This window comes from Acetobacter okinawensis JCM 25146, assembly GCF_000613865.1.
In the GTDB taxonomy this organism is placed as follows: Bacteria; Pseudomonadota; Alphaproteobacteria; order Acetobacterales; family Acetobacteraceae; genus Acetobacter; species Acetobacter okinawensis.
On sequence record NZ_BAJU01000018.1, the window covers coordinates 35,151 to 50,276 of the forward strand.

The 15,126-nt window shown below is 57.8% G+C and carries 19 protein-coding genes and 1 pseudogene; 13 read left to right on the forward strand and 7 right to left on the reverse strand.

Annotation, left to right across the window (positions count from 1 at the left end):
* Positions 1-7: 7 nt before the first annotated feature.
* The 7 genes from JCM25146_RS08910 to JCM25146_RS18390 all read left to right on the forward strand — a co-directional run bounded on the left by JCM25146_RS08910 (position 8) and on the right by JCM25146_RS18390 (position 4,164).
* Complete coding sequence (locus JCM25146_RS08910; protein ID WP_148299027.1) at positions 8-481, forward strand: SH3 domain-containing protein; 474 nt, start codon at positions 8-10, stop codon at positions 479-481.
* Between the two features lie 95 nt (positions 482-576).
* Positions 577-906, forward strand: coding sequence for a hypothetical protein (locus JCM25146_RS23745; RefSeq protein ID WP_242401026.1), 330 nt, complete (start codon positions 577-579; stop codon positions 904-906).
* Positions 801-1,214, forward strand: a complete 414-nt coding sequence (locus tag JCM25146_RS23750) for a transglycosylase SLT domain-containing protein (RefSeq protein WP_242401025.1) — start codon at positions 801-803, stop codon at positions 1,212-1,214. Before JCM25146_RS23745 ends, JCM25146_RS23750 begins: the two co-directional genes overlap by 106 nt.
* Positions 1,215-1,610: 396 nt before the next feature.
* Positions 1,611-2,237, forward strand: coding sequence for a helix-turn-helix domain-containing protein (locus JCM25146_RS08920; protein ID WP_148299028.1), 627 nt, complete (start codon positions 1,611-1,613; stop codon positions 2,235-2,237).
* Positions 2,210-2,938, forward strand: coding sequence for a replication initiation protein RepC (gene repC, locus JCM25146_RS08925; protein ID WP_025827414.1), 729 nt, complete (start codon positions 2,210-2,212; stop codon positions 2,936-2,938). Before JCM25146_RS08920 ends, repC begins: the two co-directional genes overlap by 28 nt.
* A 441-nt stretch (positions 2,939-3,379) precedes the next feature.
* Entirely contained in the window at positions 3,380-3,571 is a 192-nt protein-coding gene (locus JCM25146_RS08935; RefSeq protein ID WP_025827417.1) for a hypothetical protein, read from the forward strand.
* Positions 3,572-3,669: 98 nt separating this feature from the next.
* Positions 3,670-4,164, forward strand: coding sequence for a MucR family transcriptional regulator (locus tag JCM25146_RS18390; protein WP_081774807.1), 495 nt, complete (start codon positions 3,670-3,672; stop codon positions 4,162-4,164).
* 4 nt (positions 4,165-4,168) lie between these two features.
* Here the strand turns inward: JCM25146_RS18390 and JCM25146_RS08945 are convergent, their stop codons facing one another.
* The 4 genes from JCM25146_RS08945 to JCM25146_RS08960 are packed head-to-tail and all read right to left on the reverse strand — an operon-like array spanning position 4,169 to position 9,770.
* Positions 4,169-7,324 carry an error-prone DNA polymerase gene (locus JCM25146_RS08945; RefSeq protein WP_025827419.1) on the reverse strand — a complete coding sequence of 1,052 codons (3,156 nt, stop codon included), beginning with the start codon at positions 7,322-7,324 and terminating at the stop codon, positions 4,169-4,171.
* Positions 7,317-7,568 (reverse strand): hypothetical protein, encoded by a 252-nt coding sequence (locus JCM25146_RS21400; RefSeq protein ID WP_081774808.1) that lies wholly within the window; start codon positions 7,566-7,568, stop codon positions 7,317-7,319. The genes JCM25146_RS08945 and JCM25146_RS21400 overlap by 8 nt, the downstream gene beginning before the upstream one ends.
* Positions 7,568-8,965 (reverse strand): DUF6504 family protein, encoded by a 1,398-nt coding sequence (locus tag JCM25146_RS08955; RefSeq protein WP_051544167.1) that lies wholly within the window; start codon positions 8,963-8,965, stop codon positions 7,568-7,570. The genes JCM25146_RS21400 and JCM25146_RS08955 overlap by 1 nt, the downstream gene beginning before the upstream one ends.
* Before the next feature lie 16 nt (positions 8,966-8,981).
* Entirely contained in the window at positions 8,982-9,770 is a 789-nt protein-coding gene (locus JCM25146_RS08960) for an ImuA family protein (RefSeq protein ID WP_025827424.1), read from the reverse strand.
* A 233-nt stretch (positions 9,771-10,003) separates the two neighbouring features.
* Here JCM25146_RS08960 and JCM25146_RS24890 point away from each other — a divergent pair, with 233 nt between their 5' ends.
* Together JCM25146_RS24890 and JCM25146_RS22025 are read left to right on the forward strand one after the other, a co-directional pair.
* Positions 10,004-10,219 carry an antitoxin VbhA family protein gene (locus tag JCM25146_RS24890; RefSeq protein WP_025827426.1) on the forward strand — a complete coding sequence of 72 codons (216 nt, stop codon included), beginning with the start codon at positions 10,004-10,006 and terminating at the stop codon, positions 10,217-10,219.
* A gap of 5 nt (positions 10,220-10,224) precedes the next feature.
* On the forward strand, positions 10,225-10,506 hold the full coding sequence (locus tag JCM25146_RS22025; protein ID WP_148299029.1) for a hypothetical protein: 282 nt from the start codon (positions 10,225-10,227) through the stop codon (positions 10,504-10,506).
* A 25-nt stretch (positions 10,507-10,531) separates the two neighbouring features.
* On the opposite strand, the gene JCM25146_RS08975 is transcribed toward JCM25146_RS22025, so the two are convergent.
* Genes JCM25146_RS08975 through JCM25146_RS08985 form a run of 3 tightly spaced genes read right to left on the reverse strand, consistent with a single transcriptional unit; the run spans position 10,532 to position 12,271 of the window.
* A complete protein-coding gene (locus JCM25146_RS08975) occupies positions 10,532-11,167 on the reverse strand; it encodes a hypothetical protein (protein WP_025827428.1) in 636 nt (211 codons plus the stop codon).
* 25 nt (positions 11,168-11,192) lie between these two features.
* Positions 11,193-11,438, reverse strand: coding sequence for a hypothetical protein (locus tag JCM25146_RS08980; RefSeq protein ID WP_025827430.1), 246 nt, complete (start codon positions 11,436-11,438; stop codon positions 11,193-11,195).
* Positions 11,435-12,271 (reverse strand): hypothetical protein, encoded by an 837-nt coding sequence (locus JCM25146_RS08985; RefSeq protein WP_025827432.1) that lies wholly within the window; start codon positions 12,269-12,271, stop codon positions 11,435-11,437. The genes JCM25146_RS08980 and JCM25146_RS08985 overlap by 4 nt, the downstream gene beginning before the upstream one ends.
* 451 nt (positions 12,272-12,722) lie before the next feature.
* Here JCM25146_RS08985 and JCM25146_RS22450 point away from each other — a divergent pair, with 451 nt between their 5' ends.
* The 4 genes and pseudogenes from JCM25146_RS22450 (at position 12,723) to JCM25146_RS18400 (ending at position 14,964) form a co-directional block, all read left to right on the forward strand.
* A complete protein-coding gene (locus JCM25146_RS22450) occupies positions 12,723-12,863 on the forward strand; it encodes a hypothetical protein (protein ID WP_159101980.1) in 141 nt (46 codons plus the stop codon).
* A gap of 158 nt (positions 12,864-13,021) precedes the next feature.
* Positions 13,022-13,297 (forward strand): type II toxin-antitoxin system RelE/ParE family toxin, encoded by a 276-nt coding sequence (locus JCM25146_RS24895; RefSeq protein ID WP_035372287.1) that lies wholly within the window; start codon positions 13,022-13,024, stop codon positions 13,295-13,297.
* A gap of 9 nt (positions 13,298-13,306) precedes the next feature.
* Positions 13,307-13,630, forward strand: a complete 324-nt coding sequence (locus JCM25146_RS21405; RefSeq protein WP_081774809.1) for a HigA family addiction module antitoxin — start codon at positions 13,307-13,309, stop codon at positions 13,628-13,630.
* A gap of 84 nt (positions 13,631-13,714) precedes the next feature.
* Positions 13,715-14,964: pseudogene (locus JCM25146_RS18400) on the forward strand (IS701 family transposase).
* Positions 14,965-15,126 lie beyond the last annotated feature (162 nt).

Consider the following 15,126-nt stretch of genomic DNA (forward strand, 5'->3'; position numbering starts at 1 on the left):
CCGCCTCATGTCACTCAGATCCATGTTGACCCTCACGCTGCTGGCTAGCAGTCTGTTTGTTGAGCACGCCCTCGCTCAGGACGTGCAGCCCGCAGAACTCGACCGCTTGTCCGCTGAGCGGCAGGAGGCTATTGGCCCGCGCGACTGGGGGCCGCCGGCTGCAGCTGCGCCGGAACCTCCCCTGATGCCTCTGGGCGGGCATGTAACGTGCATGTCGCCCCGCATGGAGTTTGAACCGGTCTATGCCGGGCCGAATGCCGAGACGAAACAGGTGGGTGTCGCCCCGCCTCAGCTTGCCGTAACCACCACAACATCAGGCGGTTGGACACGCATACTGCGAGGTTATGGGAAAGCCGCGTGGATACCGACCGAAGATCTACAGCCCTGGACGTCGACAACCGCCTCGCCGGGCACACGCTGCACGGTGGCGGGTATGCGGCCCTCTGACGGCATGATCATCTTTTCATATCCCGGCGCATGAGCCGGGGGTATCTTTCTGGCCCGATGCATCGGTCTGGGTGTGTTGGCGCCGTGTGTTCTCCCACTGCCAAGTGTCGCGCAGGTGCCAACCAGATCGTGCCGAGCATCGAAGAGACAGGCGCACCGACTTTCACCTTCCCGGATGCGGGCACGTCTTCCTCCGCAGCGGCAGGGACATCGGGCAGCTCTTCGAGCTACTCAGGGGCATGGGGAGGGAGCGATGCCATGTCCACGCTGCTGTCGCAGTCCTATGGCGAGGATGCTGTAGCTGCGGCCAAGGCGGCCGGATCAACCCTGACACACTGGCTGCCTTCGCGCAGATCGAAAGTCATTTCCAGAATACGGGCAACAGTTCGTCGTCTGCCACGGGCGTTTGGCAGATTACAGATGGCACCTGGAACGAGTATGCGTCCAAGCTCGGGTTGAGTAGCGCTGATCGAAATGACCCAGCCGCGCAGGCCAAAGTCGCCAGTGCCATCATCAGCTCTTATGCCAGCACTGTTTCCAAAGCCACCGGAACATCGGCAACGTCTGCGCAAGTCTATGCGGCTTATATGTTTGGCACGTCAGCCGGATCAAAAATCGCAACAGCGACCAGCAGCACGCCGCTGAGCAGCCTCGTGTCCAGTTCATCTCTGGCAGCTAACAACATGAGTGGCTGGACGGTGGGACAATATCTTTCGACGGTTTCGTCTCGTATGGGCAGCGGTGCATCTGAGACCGTCGCCGGATGACGATAAAAACTGAAAATTTGCGCAATTTTGGACACAAATTCGATGAAAAAACAGTGTGTTACACATGTTTTTTTCACTTTTTGATCTTGTCTGAAAACATGTACACGGGCAGGTTGAGCGGCAGACAGGACGCGCGTCTGTATGCGAGTCCGTGCCACCCCATTCGAGGCCCACCAATGACGTAGCCACAAAAAGGAAAACCCTGCCTCTCCCGGTCGGCAAACCGGAAAAGCCAGGGCACCTGTAACGAACCATAAGCTATAGGGGAAACGTAATTGCCCTTTCCCTATAGCCAGCTTCCGCTCGAAACGCAAGCAAATTGCGAACGGGGAAGGTTTGTCCAGATGCCTGTGCCGAGAGGTCTGTTATGACCCATAGCACTGGAACTTTTGAGCTGTGCCCCAGACACACAATAATGACCTCTGCCCGATCCGCAGACGGGGAAAACGCACCCTCACGCCCGCTATGCTGAAGGCGCGTGACGAACTACTCGACGTTCCCCCGGACTATCCGGATAAATACGCGGTCCTGAATACGATCAGGGCCTTGCCCCGTTCTTTTCCTTTGACGCGCAGCGCACGCGGGCTGCTGGAACGGATGATCGAGAAAACCCGGCCAGAGAGTTGGGAGCTGCTCTCAACCCCTTTTATCTACGCTCATAACGCGACACTAATGTCCTGGACGGGACTGTCGCTTACGGCTTTGAGGCGAGCGGTAAGAGAATTGGCCGAGGCGGGGATGATCGTGCCCTGTGATGGACGGAACGGCCAACGGGGGCGGCGCTGGCAGGGACAGGACGGCATGTCGCAGGTTGGATTCAGTCTGGCGTCTCTGCGCTATCGCTGGCCGGACCTACAGGCCCAGCTTGAGATTGGTCGACGTCAACGCGCTGAAGTGGCGTTTCTGCGTGACGCAATTGCCGATCTGAATGAGCAGGTGCGTGTGGCGGCCGAGCTGCAGGGTGATGAGGCGATAGCTCGGAAGCCGCACGTATTATGCGCCTGCGGCGTGGTACGGACCTGATCGACACACTGGTCAGCTACCACGACACTATGAAAGCGCTCTGGGCGCGTGTGAAACCTGTGGAAAAGCCTGCGGAAAACCGCGCCAGCAAGTCGTTAAAAACTGCACAGTGTACCCCTAAAACGGCACCCATGGATGGTCAATCTGGCACCCATTATACAAAAAGAAATAACAAAAAACCTAAAGAGGTTGTTGTAGTAGCGCCCACAGGGCGCAATCGCATTGAAACAATGCGGTGTGCGAGGCAGGTGTCTCACCGAGAACCATCCGAGGGGCTGGAGGCATCCATCCTACGGGGTTTCCCAGGCACCAGCACGTTCTTCTTGACCGTGTGTCCGGCCTTGCGGGATCTGTGCGCTTCGGCGACACCCGATCGTGCCCAGCTCACAGATGCGGCCGAACTGCTCTCCGGTCAGATCGGCATTGGCTACCAGTCGTGGAAAACCGGCTGCACCGCTCTGGGCCGGTTCGAGGCGGCTGTCGCGGTGATCGTCATGGCGACAAGGAAAGATCAGGGCGAACAGATCCGGCACCCTGATGCATATTTCCGGGCGCTGGTTGAGCGCGGCGTGCGCGGAACACTCCATCTTGACCGCAGCCTTTACGCCCTGAAGGACACGCTGGCGCTGGACGTGTCGCAGATGCCAGCACGTGCAACACACCAAGTGAAAACAGCGTCACAACCGGTGCGGATACAATGAGGGAAGGAGCCGGATAGTTTGTCTCAGTAGCAAGGACTTCCCTCATGGTTTACAAATTCTCGCGTATACAATGCGTCTCGTGCGTAGCAACACGCCTGCGTAAGATGTTTCCCATTTTGGGACTGCTTGCCTGTTGTGTCGTTTCTCCGGCTGTTGCAGGAGAAACGACACCGACGGATGTCAGCGATCAGCCGGCGAGCGTTCAAATGATAAATAATTCCATTGAACGCCAGATGCGCGCTTTTGAGGCTGCCCTCGAAAACTCCTGGCATACTGATGCGCAAACCACGCGACTGGATGAACTGAACCTATCTGCCTCACTGAGAGAGATGCTTGGGAAGCCGTGGCGCGGTTTCATAAAGCCAAACCAACACCGGCCATACTCCGATCTTTAAAAAACGCATATCGTCTATGACCCGTTGCAGATAACGGGAAAATTCAATGACCGATGCCAAAACGACCGAAAACCCTTGGAAAGTTCCCATGTGCATAAAGCTCCGGACGAACGCCACGTCGTTCGGGTTTGATCTGGTAAAGACTCAGGAGCCTACGGTGATTAAGGAGCCGGCCAGAATGGGTATGTCCCTTCTTATGCGACGGAATAACGCTAAAATGGAAGAAATCCATGACTGACACGGATGCGATGCCTTTCAAAAACCACGGAATCCTGCCAGAGACCCTGCGTTCTGCTCATGCGCTCAGCGCTAGATACTCAGGGAATATTTCGACTTATGTCCATCAACGCTGACCAGCACCCCCCCGATGAACTCAAACGGATGACGGCTACGATCGTTAAGGGATTTCTCGCCGGGAACCCACTGGATGCGAGCAAACTTCCCGCGTTGATCAAGCAGGTTTATACGGCTCTGGAAGAGGCACACATACCTATGGAGGAGCCGGAGCCGGAAATTCCGGCGGTACCAATAGATCAATCCGTTTTCCATAATTATATTATTTGTCTCGAAGATGGCCGTCGCATGAAGCTCCTGAAGAGCCATCTACGGCGGATATACAACATGACACCGGACGAATACCGGGAAAAATGGGGGCTGCCGCCAGATTATCCGATGGTGCCAAAGGCGTATTCTGAGAAATGCGCTGCCAATGAGTATAAACGGAAACACGGACGCGAAATGCCAGTGCGGCGCAAGAAGGACCCAAATCAAGCGCCTATGCTGAAGGTTGCACCACCCAAATCGAAATGGAAACGCAAACGGCAAGACTAGGCACCTAACGGAAATCCCGTGATCTGGTTTCGAGATCACGTCCATTGGCTTCGCTCAAACGGGAAAGCATCGGTTGCAGGTCTTCAACAAAGCGCACAACAACATGGATCACTTCGCCCTCACGCTGGAGGAGGCCATGAGCGCCAATGAACCCTGATCCTACGATAATGGCCCGTTGAGCTGTGATCCGATCTTTCCAGAAAACCAGATTGGCTGTGCCTGTTTCATCTTCGATCGTCATAAACATAACGCCATTTGCAGTGGATGGCCGCTGGCGCATCAGCACGAGCCCGGCAACCCTGACGAACGCGCCATCACGAGCCTGCGCGAGATCGGAGATGGGCGTAATTTCCTGTCGTGCAAGCGCGTTGCGCAGGAAGCTGATCGGGTGCGCACGTAGGCTCAGCCCTGTCGCATGATAGTCTTCCACGACCGCGCTGCCTGGTGCAAGTTCGGGCAGGTTCGGCTCTGGCTCCCACAATTCTGGGGTTGGCGAGTTCCGTCCCCGGTCGGCAGCCTCGAATAATGGCAATGGGGCCGCGCCAAAGCCCTTGAGAGTCCACAGAGCCTGCCGCCTGTCGAGACCCAGTGCCCGAAAGCCATCTGCTTCCGCCAGTTTTTCCAGTAAGGTGAGCGATACGTCCGATCGCCTCCAGACATCTTCCAGACTGTCGTAACCTGCTCCACGTGCGAGGATCAGTCTGGCCATAGCATCACAGGACAGGCCCGACACCAGCCGGAACCCTAGACGAACGGCCTGTCGCAGTCCATCGCGCGTGGTCTCTAATGTGCAGTCCCACCGCGAAGCATTGATACAGACCGGCCGGACTTCTACACCATGCTCGCGCGCATCGCGCACGATCTGGGCCGGGGCATAAAATCCCATGGGCTGACTGTTGAGCAGGGCGGTGCAGAACACATCCGGGTAGTGGCATTTGAGCCATGCCGAAGCGTACGCGATCAGTGCAAAACTCGCCGCATGGCTTTCGGGGAACCCATACGCGCCGAAGCCTTCAAGTTGTGTCCAAATTCGCGCAGCGAACGCGGGATCATAACCGTTGGCAATCATGCCGCTCAGTAGCCGCTCTTTCATGTGATGAACGCCACCCGTGGAACGGAAGGTTCCCATCGAGCGTCGGAGCTGATCCGCCTCGCCCCCCGTAAAGCCCGCGCAATGCACGGCCACCTGCATCGCCTGTTCCTGAAAGAGCGGGATGCCGAGTGTCTTGCCCAGTATACGCTGCAGGGCAGGGCTCGGGCAGTCTGGCGCTTCTTCTCCCGCCCTACGCCGTAAATAGGGGTGCACCATGTCGCCGGTGATGGGGCCGGGGCGCACAATGGCCACCTGCACGACAAGATCGTAGAACGTAGCGGGCTTTGTGCGCGGCAGCATCGCCATCTGCGCGCGGCTCTCGATCTGGAACGTCCCCAGCGTATCTGCCCGGGCAATCATCTGATAGGTCGCCCGATCTTCAGGCGGGATGGCCGTCATGTCGAGCTTACAGTGGTAGTGTGAGTGGATCAGCTCAAAACAGCGTCGCAGACAGCCCAGCATGCCCAGACCGAGGACATCGACCTTCATCATCCGCATCCGGTCGATGTCGTCTTTATCCCAGACCAGGGTCTGGCGGTCCGCCATAGCGGCGGGGCGGACAGGCACCAGCTCATCAAGCCGGTCGGCGGTCAGCACGAACCCGCCGGGGTGGGTGCCATACTGGCGTGGGAACCCCACAAGCAGCCGGGCAAGCCGCAAGACCATGCCAAGCCGCCTGTCGCCAGCGGATAGACCAATCTGTTCAAGCCGCTCGGCAAGCAGCGCATCGTCATGCAGCACACTGGCCAGATGCTTCGACATCTGCCCCAGAAGATCCTCTGGCAGACCGAATGCCCTGCCGACTTCCCGCAGCGCCCCTTTAGGCTGGAAACGCATCAGAGTGGCGCACAGGGCCGCGTGAGAGCGACCATAGCGCCGATATATCCACTGGATGACTTCCTCTCGACGGTCGGCTTCGAAATCGACATCGATGTCAGGTGGCTCCTGCCGCTCTTCGGAAACAAAGCGTTCGAACAGAAGACCGGAGCGGACGGGATCAATGGCAGTGATCCCCAGCACGTAACACACGGCAGAATTGGCGGCAGAACCGCGCCCCTGGCATAAAATGCCGCGAGAACGGGCATAGGCGACAATGGTATTCACCGTCAGGAAATACGGCGCATATTCAAGACGCGCGATCAGGGCCAGTTCGTGGTCGAGCTGCTGGCGGACATCGGCCGGTGTCCCGGTTGGATAGCGGTAGGGCACCCCGGCCCTGACGAGGCGTTCCAAGGCATCCTGCGGTGTTTCGCTGCCGCCATCGGTCTCATCGGGATATTGGTAGCGCAGATCCTCAAGGGAAAACTGGCAGGCGGCGGCGATCTCCTGGCTGCGCACCAAAGCGTCCTCATAACCGGGGAACAGGGCATGGATCTCGCTCGGGCCGCGCAGGTGTCGGGAGAGATGCCGGGTACGCTCCGCTCCCAGTGTTGCGAGAGTGCGGTGGCAACGAATGGCCGTCATCACATCATGAAGAATTTGGCGGGACGGATCATGCCACAGCACATCTCCCGTAACGACGGGACGCACGCCATTTTGGACACAAAGCCGCGCCGTCCATGCCAGCCGTGCGCTCTCATGCGCCTCGAAACGCCGTGTGAGCGCGACATAGGCTGGGCCGTCGTCTTTCTGGCGGGCCAATTCTGCTAGTCGCGTCATGTCGGCTGGCAGACGCAGATCATCGGTCGGCAGCAGGATCAGCACCAGATTGCGCGCGTCACGCGCCAGATCCTGCCAGCGGAGCTGGAACGCGTCATGCGGACCGCGCCGTGCGCCTAACGTCAGCAATCGACACAGAGATGCCCAGCCATCCCGATCCCGCGGGTAAGCCAGCAGGGCAGCTCCGTCTTCCAGTTCCAGCCGTGCCCCCGGAATAAGGCGGATACCCTGCTCGCAGGCCGCATCGTGGGCACGCACCAGTCCGGCTACCGAATTGTAATCCGTAACGCCCAGCGTCGTGTAGCCCAGAGCTTTGGCTTGTCGCATCAGCTCATCGGGGTGGCTGGCGCTGCGAAGGAACGAAAAACAGGTTGCCACCTGCAGTTCGACATAGCCTCCCTTATTCACGACGGGCCTCGGCTGGATGGGGATGGGCCGACGCCGTGTGGCTGCCCGTATCCTGCGCACGACACAGGACAAAGCCACAGCGTTCAAGATGGGCGACCAGTCGTTCAGCTACCAGCCGGGCCATCAGCTTGTCCGCATCATGCACCCGGCGGCGTCCGTCATGGCAAAGTGCGTGCATGAGGGCATCGGCGATGTCGTCTGTACGGGCCGGACGCAGGCCGGGAAGGTATGACGGGTGCTGCATCAGAAAACCCCGTGCAGGAACCACACGGCCAGCCCTTTAGTCGGACCCGTGCCATCATGGGCGACGAACAACCAGAAGCGTTCGCCTTCTGCCGTCTCGGCCACCCAGTAATCGCGTGCGCAGGCTTCCTGAGGATCATGCCACCAGTCGCTCCAGACCCGTTCCGGCCCGATCAGCCCCCGAATGGTATGAGTGGCACGCCTCCAGATGAAGGCTTTGGGGGCACCGTCCGGCCAGAACGCCGTAACGGTAAGGGGAGCTGGGGCGGGGAGTAACCGGGCAGGCCGAGGCCCATGAGGGCCGACTGGGGAGTGTTCCGCCATACTCTGCACACGCTCACGCGCGGTATAAGCCTGCTCACGTTCGGGAAACTGGCTGGCTCCATCGTGCAGGCGCGAGAGGCTTTGAATCCCGACCCGTCCCCCAAGGCGATCAAGGAGGGCAGGCAGACCTGCGGGATCGGTGGTGAGCGTCAGCCAGTCCCGGTTGGCCGGGGCATCCAGTGGGGCCGTTTCTGTCGCACTGAGGGTAAAGGCTTCAATCCCGAAGCCTGGTTCGATGGTTTCGATCCGCTCCGCCAGAAGCCGGTTCAGGCGGACAGGATCGGCACTGGCGTTCGACAGTCCAATCTGAAGGTTCTGGAGTGTGCCATCGACCCGCATGCACTGCACCTGCAGCTGGCGTGCACCGTGCCCCCGCCGGTTCAGGGTGCCTGACAGTTCCGCCACGAGTTTTTCCAGAGCGCGGGCAATGGCCGGAGCCGTGCTGATTGGTTCAACCAGTGTGCCGGAAGCGCGAAAGGACTGTGGCGCCATCCTGAAAGAGAGGGGTTCAGGCAGCCGTCCCATCGCCTGATCAAGCCGGTCGGGCAGGGCCTGCCCGAAGCGGCGGGCCAGAGGAGCACGGGGCATATCTAGAAGCTGGCCGACACGCACAAGGCCCAGACGGCGCAGGGTTGCCAGTGTCTCAGGCTCAAGTCGCAGACTGGCCAGAGACAGTCCGCGCAGGACACTCTCCTGACCTCCCGGGGGAATGAGGGTGATGGACCGGTGGCTGCTGCGGGCGACAGCCGCCGCCATGGCTGCTGTATCTGCTATCGCGATCCGGGCAGAATAACCGGCCTTTGTAAGACGGGTAAGCAGGCGGTCAGCCATCTGGTCCTCGCCTCCAAAAAGATGATCACAGCCAGTGGTCTCCACCCACACACCATCGGTGCCATCTGTGGCCGTGAGGGGCGACAGCCACTGGCACCATAGGGTGAGCGTCTCCAGTGCGGCCTGATCGGTGGCAGGCTGGGCCTGTGCCACGTGCAGCTCCGGTTGCATGGCCCGGGCCTGTGCCAATGGCATCCCGCGGCAGATCCCCAGTCGCAGGGCTATGGGATCTGCCGCTGTCACCAGAAGTCGGCCACGCTCAGGCGCGTAGAGCGCCAGTCCGGTGCGTGAATGGGATGGCTGCTGTTTCTGGTGTCGCTCGATCGGCCAGAGGGGCAGCCACAGGGAGAGAATACGTCGTGTCATGGCGTGTCGGGGTAATGATCCAGGTGCCGCCCGGCCCACCGCGATGCCGCAGCAGTTCGACAGCCCAGCGCTCTGCGCCGGCAACCGGAGAAAAGGAGGGGAGGTCGGTGCGTAGCGTTGAGGGGCTGGCTCCGATCCGCCAGCGGGTCATGCTGGCGCTGGCTGGCGGATCATTCTGAGCCCCCGCCGTGCGACAGAGCAGGAAGCCACTGACATGACTTCGGCTGGCGGCCAGCACGAGGCGGCGGGACTGGGTGAGAGAGAGCGGGGTTCGAATATCCGCGACCAGAGCACAGACCCCGCGTTCGTTCAGCACGTCCTCGCAGAGGGCTTCCAGACCGCCCTTGCGGGTGGTGACGCAGAGCAGGCGACCGGGATTGAGACCGGACTGGCGGATGCCCGGGGCGGACAGGTCAGGGTAATCCTCGCTGGCCCAGATCACCGGCCCGGTGGTGCGGGCCAGCACATGAGCGACGAAGGCTGCTGAGCGGGAGGAGAAAACACTATCTCGTCCGGCGCTGAACACCTCATGCACGCAGCCTCGTGCAAGACCACCGTCCAGATGCGTGTCGATGGCCGCAAACCCGGTTGGTAGCCGCTCGGCCGATGCGGGTTGGGGGGCTTCCATCCTGCGAATTTTCTCGCGCAGAAGATCCAGCGTATCAGTCTTGTTCTGGTGCATGGGGTCGCTCCTTTACCCCTCATGGCTACACCGGAACAAAAAGGGAACGCAAGCCTTTTTGACGCACGCATAAGCCCGGCGTCGCTATCCGTCTGATCTGGCAAAGAAAACTGAAATGCCAGTTTTTTGTGACTCGGTTTTTATGGTTTTGGAGCCCGCACAGACAGCAATATCGGTGACAAAGTAAGGCTTTTATGGTAAAATCCCATTTGTAATCAGGGGAACTCTCGATCATGACAATCTCTCATGAAAGCCTCATTCGTCGGCAACAGGCTGTTCAGGATGCCTTGGCCAGTGCCGCACGAGAAGGACAACCTGTTCCGCCAGAGGCAGCCGCAGATCTGGAAGCGTGTGCCCGAGGTGAAATTACCACTGACGAAGCGCGTCGGCGCCTCATGACACGCCTGCAGGCTGATCCCCGTTATAAGAAAACCACCAGAGCAGCCTAATTCAGGTGGCTGATCTTTATCTTCAGTCCGATGGGAATACCTTAGCCAACAAAGTCGGGATAACCGATAACCCGCAGCTTCTTGCGGAAATCGAAGCCAGTCATGCGACTTTCCGAGAATGGGAAATTCGTGAAACTGGTTATCCCGACAGGCAGGGCGTTGATTTCCTCAAAGCCATTCATCGGCAGCCGCATGAGCAAACTCTGTCGCCTGCAACGAATGTACACTGCAATCGCCAGTCACTGCCGACACGGCACCCGACCCGCGACTGGCCAGAGCCAGACTGATCATCACCGAGCCGCGTGCTGCCCATTACGCTGACTGGTCAGCGGCTTTCCAGGCATCGAGAGAGACGACCTGGCGCGTGACCAGATCCTGACGGGCAGGCCTTGTGTCGTTGCTGGCAAGAGCGGCCGGCGGGAGAGGGTTTGCTTTACGGTAGGCATCGAACACTTTGCTAAAGGCTTCCCATGCACCTGCAATCCAGTGTCCGCTCTCCCAGACCTGCTGCAGAGCCACGGCTGCGGCTTCCCGTCTGGCACGGAAAGCAGGATCGGACAGCCTCTGCTCGACAGTCGTGCTCTGTGTAATCTGTTCGATCTGAAAGCGCTCATCTTCTGCCTGCGCCACCATACCAAGAAAGGCGTCGACCGTTTCCTGCAAGCAGAGGCGCGCATGCTCCTGCAACGCCTCGAAATCAGCGAACATCGAAAAATCGGTGCCTTTGACTTCGGCCCGGACAGCACGGCCTCCCTCGCGTCTGATTGCCTCGGCCTTGCGGGATAAGCGCAGGCCAGCAGCACGGAATGTCACCGCGACCGTTTCGGTATCCGGCGTGAGCTGAAGGACCGTTTCAATCGTCCGCTCCGCCAGCTTTTCGCGGCCAAGGCGGCGGACTGACGTGCGTAGACCAGCGGTGTCGGACTGGATAGGCTCATCCTCGCTCATCGAGTAGACCTGACAGTGAGTGACACTAACGCCTCTTTCTCAAAGAAGTCTGTTCCGGCAAACCGATCACATCAAAAATAGTCTGATTAGGCACTCTTGCGATAGCAAACTCACCTCCTGCATCTTTTGCAGCGATAGCGAGGACGGCACTCCACGCTTCTGCAGACAGCTTGATCACTACTGCTTCTCCGTCAAGTTCCAGCAACGCGGCGGCACGGGAAATCTTGTGTGGGGCTTCCTGCTTCCAACTGGTTGGATTCCTACGGTTCATGCACCGTTTCCTTCGCCTGCAGCTGGACTATTTGCTGTCTGTTCCTGCTTACTCATAAGCATCCAGATGTCTTCAATTGACCGGATAAATATGGTGACACCATTTAGGCACAGTCGTGGGTCGTGACCCCGCCTTACTGTCTTCCTCTCTCTGATCTGGGCGCTGGGAAGGCCAGTTTTTATGATCTTTTCCACGGCTGCACTGCTTGCATCACAGTCAACAACGTAGCGGTCACGCCCGTGATCTTCCGACATAAGGACAAACCCATGCTGCTGCACGCTTTGTGCCCACAAAATCATAGCTTGTCCGGGTGCTATCTGCCCACGATCCTCTGCGTCTTCCCACGGAGAAAACTCTGGTATGCTCAAAGACAACTCAACAGTGCAGGCATACTCTCCAAACGTGATTGATGAAATGTGGGCAAAACCATTTTCCTTCCACCAGCGCTGTAAAGCATTACTGGCATTGTAGAGTGCGCATTGCACCTGTTCCCCTGTTATTTCGCCGCCAAGCTTCTCTTCAAGTAACCGGATTTTCATATTTGCTTCGCGCAACGCGGCACTTCGCTCCGCCACGTTGCGTGCTATTGCCGATGGCACACTCAGCAACTCTACAAGTGCCGTCCACTTGTGCTCCATGACTCCCAAAGCAGGTGAAATGTCATCCAGAAGGACATCAACACCACCATTCGTTTGGCACGCTTCGAGTTTACCTTGCAGGAAACTGAGCGCCAGAAGGCATTCTTTTACATGACTTATAGAGGCCTTCGTGGCTGCTTGGTCCAGAACAACTCGCTCATTTCCGGGAGTACGAAATCGTAGTGTCGGTGGCATTGGTTATCCTTCTAAGGTGAGCGGGAAGTTTTAGATTTTTATAGACGAGTAACAAAGCCAACCTTCGATATCGCACGGCCTACAATGAGGCCAACCATTGCTTGCAGGCATCTAGGCTACAATTGTCCACGTTTCATGATGGCATGGAGCGGTTAAAGGAGGACAGAATGATAATATATTGGTTGTATATAACCGCTGGCAGTGTAGCTACGGTTGTAATGTTCCTCGCCGTGCGGGCTTGTGATCTGCATTTGGCGCACTTCGCCATGAGCTTCGCCCCGTGAATGGTGTCGCGTGAGACTGGCGCACAGTCGCGCGTGTCATCTCTCTAATCTCAGGCGGGCGGCTCTCTGCACATCGGATCCGCTCGCCTGCCCCTATCGTCAAGATCATAACATTTCCTCGGGGGGAGGGGGCGTCAGGCTGATATGCCTTATTTCATGACGCCCAGATGATACGCTCCCGCTTGAGCCATGCCAATGATGGCCGCCCCGGCAATGGCAAGCCCTATCGCTCGGACACGCCGCTCTTTCACGGGCGCAGTTTCGTATCTTCGGCCAGAGACGAACATCGCCGTCGTTCCAATGAGTGATAGAATGATGGGGGTCATGGCCTTGGACTCCGACGTCTAGTTATGACAGGTGACAATCAGACGACCGGATACTGATGTCCTATTATAACCCATCAATACGAGCACCTGTGTAAGCTATTAATTGACGAAAGTAAGCTGATAGCTTACGTTGTGTGAAGATGATCAAGACCTTCACAAACAAGCATCTCAAGGCTCTATGGGAGACAGGGAAGTCGAAGATCGACGTCAGGTTTCATAGCCGGATCCTGCGTCGATTGGATGCTCTTGATGCGTCAACAAGCGCGGATGACATGAACATTCCTGGTTTCAATTTTCATGCCCTGAGGGGATATACACCAACTCGTTATACAGTTCATGTGAACGGCCCATGGTGCATTACCTTCGAATTCAGAGATGGCGATGCATACGTTCTTGATTTTGAACAATACCACTAGGAGGTAGCTATGGCTCGTAATGTTAGTCGTTGCCCGACTCATCCAGGCGAATTGCTGCGCGAGGACGTAATTCCTGCGACGGAACGGAGCAAGTCCGAAATTGCACGCCTGCTTGGGATTTCCCGGCAGCATCTTTATGACATTCTAGCAGAGCGTAAGCCGGTGAGCCCTGAAGTCGGTGTACGTTTAGGCAAGCTCTTCGGGAATGGTTCTAGTCTTTGGATAAGGATGCAGGCGGCATATGACGAATGGCAGGCGGAGCGTGCTGTGGATGTTTCAAATATCCCTACCCTGCACGCTGTAACGTCATCACATCAGAACGCGAGACAGTAGGGAGCGGCTAACGCCAGACAACGAAACGACCGAGGCTAGCACTACAGTTGCATTTTGTATTGAGTGCTGAATCTATAGGCAACCATGATTCAGGATATGATGAGTGGCGGTGCGTCTGTTGAAGAGACGCTGGAATTATGGGCGTCCGGGCTTAGGGCAGTCAAGGAGCGGATCGTGCCGCTGTTTACGCAGAAGCGAGTTGCGGCTTCTGCGTGTGTCTTCCTTGACGTTCTGATTGGTAATGAACCACGCAGGACGGGATGGATGCGAGCGGAAGCCGCAGGAGATCCTGGTCCATGGCGGCAGCAGGCGCTTCTGGGGCGCGGGCATTGGGATGCCGATGCCCTTCGTGATGTCGTCAGGGATTATGTGATCGAGCATCTGGGCACTGAAGATGGCGTGCTGGTCATCGATGAGACCGGTTTTCTGAAGAAAGGTCAGGCGTCCTGCGGTGTGGGGCGTCAGTATAGGGGCTCTGCCGGCAAGATCACGAACTGCCAGATTGGTGTATTTGCCACCTATGTATCGGCGCGGGGCCACGCCTTTGTTGACCGCGCCCTGTACTTCCAAAAGACTGGTCAGCGAGCCGTGAGCGCCTGAAGCAGGCCCACGTTCCTGATAACGTGGCGTTTGCAACCAAACCGGCGTTAGCCTCGATGATGATTGAGCGGAGTATTGAGGCCGGTGTGCCCTTCCGCTGGGTTGCAGCAGACAGCCGTGTATGGCGTCGGCGATGTGGAACGCACGCTTCGCCGGACAGGAATTGGATATGTCCTTGGGGCCAGAGGCAATCACTGGTTCGGGTCATGGGCGACATGCCCACTGATTGCAGGAGAAGCCAAAGATATTGCCGCAAATCTTCCAGAGCAGGACTGGCACCGTCTGTCCGCGGGACACGGCACAAAAGGTGAGAGGCTGTATGACTGGGCGTATCTTCCGCTTGCCGATCTGGATGCTGAAAAATTTGACTGTCCTATAGCCGGACCATGGACACGTGGCCTGTTGATCCGCCGGAACATCGCCGATGGAGACCTTGCCTGTTTTACGACATGGTGTCCAAAAGGAACAACCATGCAGGAACTCGTGAACGTCGATGGAACGCGCTAGAGGATCGAAGAATGTTTCGAGACGGCCAAAAACGAATTTGGTCTTGATCATAACGAAACCCGTTCCTGGCATGGTTGGCATCGGCATGTCTCTCTGGTCATGCTCGCCTATGCCGTCATGGCAAGTGTCCGGTATCAGGCAAACTTGATGAAACTGAAAAAACACTGCACCGGACACGACAGTCCTTGTCTGCTGGTCCATACAGGAAATCAGGCGTCTCGTCGTAAAACTCTCACAACGCAGACTGCCCGTAGCCCACATCCTCAGATGGTCTGTCTTTCGACGAAGACATCAGGCCAACGCCATCCGCGCTCACTCACAATACAAAATGCAACTGTAGTGCTAGAAGACCAGTGACAGGATTGCAGAAATCCATCGCATAACGAACT

Excerpts from the sequence above, each read along its gene's own strand:
- JCM25146_RS08910 (WP_148299027.1), top strand. The coding sequence starts at position 8 with ATGTCACTCAGATCCATGTTGACCCTCACGCTGCTGGCTAGCAGTCTG.
- repC (WP_025827414.1), top strand. The coding sequence starts at position 2,210 with ATGCGCCTGCGGCGTGGTACGGACCTGATCGACACACTGGTCAGCTAC.
- JCM25146_RS08935 (WP_025827417.1), top strand. The coding sequence starts at position 3,380 with ATGACCGATGCCAAAACGACCGAAAACCCTTGGAAAGTTCCCATGTGC.
- JCM25146_RS18390 (WP_081774807.1), top strand. The coding sequence starts at position 3,670 with ATGTCCATCAACGCTGACCAGCACCCCCCCGATGAACTCAAACGGATG.
- JCM25146_RS21400 (WP_081774808.1), bottom strand. The coding sequence starts at position 7,568 with ATGCAGCACCCGTCATACCTTCCCGGCCTGCGTCCGGCCCGTACAGAC.
- JCM25146_RS08960 (WP_025827424.1), bottom strand. The coding sequence starts at position 9,770 with ATGCACCAGAACAAGACTGATACGCTGGATCTTCTGCGCGAGAAAATT.
- JCM25146_RS24890 (WP_025827426.1), top strand. The coding sequence starts at position 10,004 with ATGACAATCTCTCATGAAAGCCTCATTCGTCGGCAACAGGCTGTTCAG.
- JCM25146_RS08975 (WP_025827428.1), bottom strand. The coding sequence starts at position 11,167 with ATGAGCGAGGATGAGCCTATCCAGTCCGACACCGCTGGTCTACGCACG.
- JCM25146_RS08980 (WP_025827430.1), bottom strand. The coding sequence starts at position 11,438 with ATGAACCGTAGGAATCCAACCAGTTGGAAGCAGGAAGCCCCACACAAG.
- JCM25146_RS08985 (WP_025827432.1), bottom strand. The coding sequence starts at position 12,271 with ATGCCACCGACACTACGATTTCGTACTCCCGGAAATGAGCGAGTTGTT.
- JCM25146_RS22450 (WP_159101980.1), top strand. The coding sequence starts at position 12,723 with ATGATACGCTCCCGCTTGAGCCATGCCAATGATGGCCGCCCCGGCAAT.
- JCM25146_RS24895 (WP_035372287.1), top strand. The coding sequence starts at position 13,022 with ATGATCAAGACCTTCACAAACAAGCATCTCAAGGCTCTATGGGAGACA.
- JCM25146_RS21405 (WP_081774809.1), top strand. The coding sequence starts at position 13,307 with ATGGCTCGTAATGTTAGTCGTTGCCCGACTCATCCAGGCGAATTGCTG.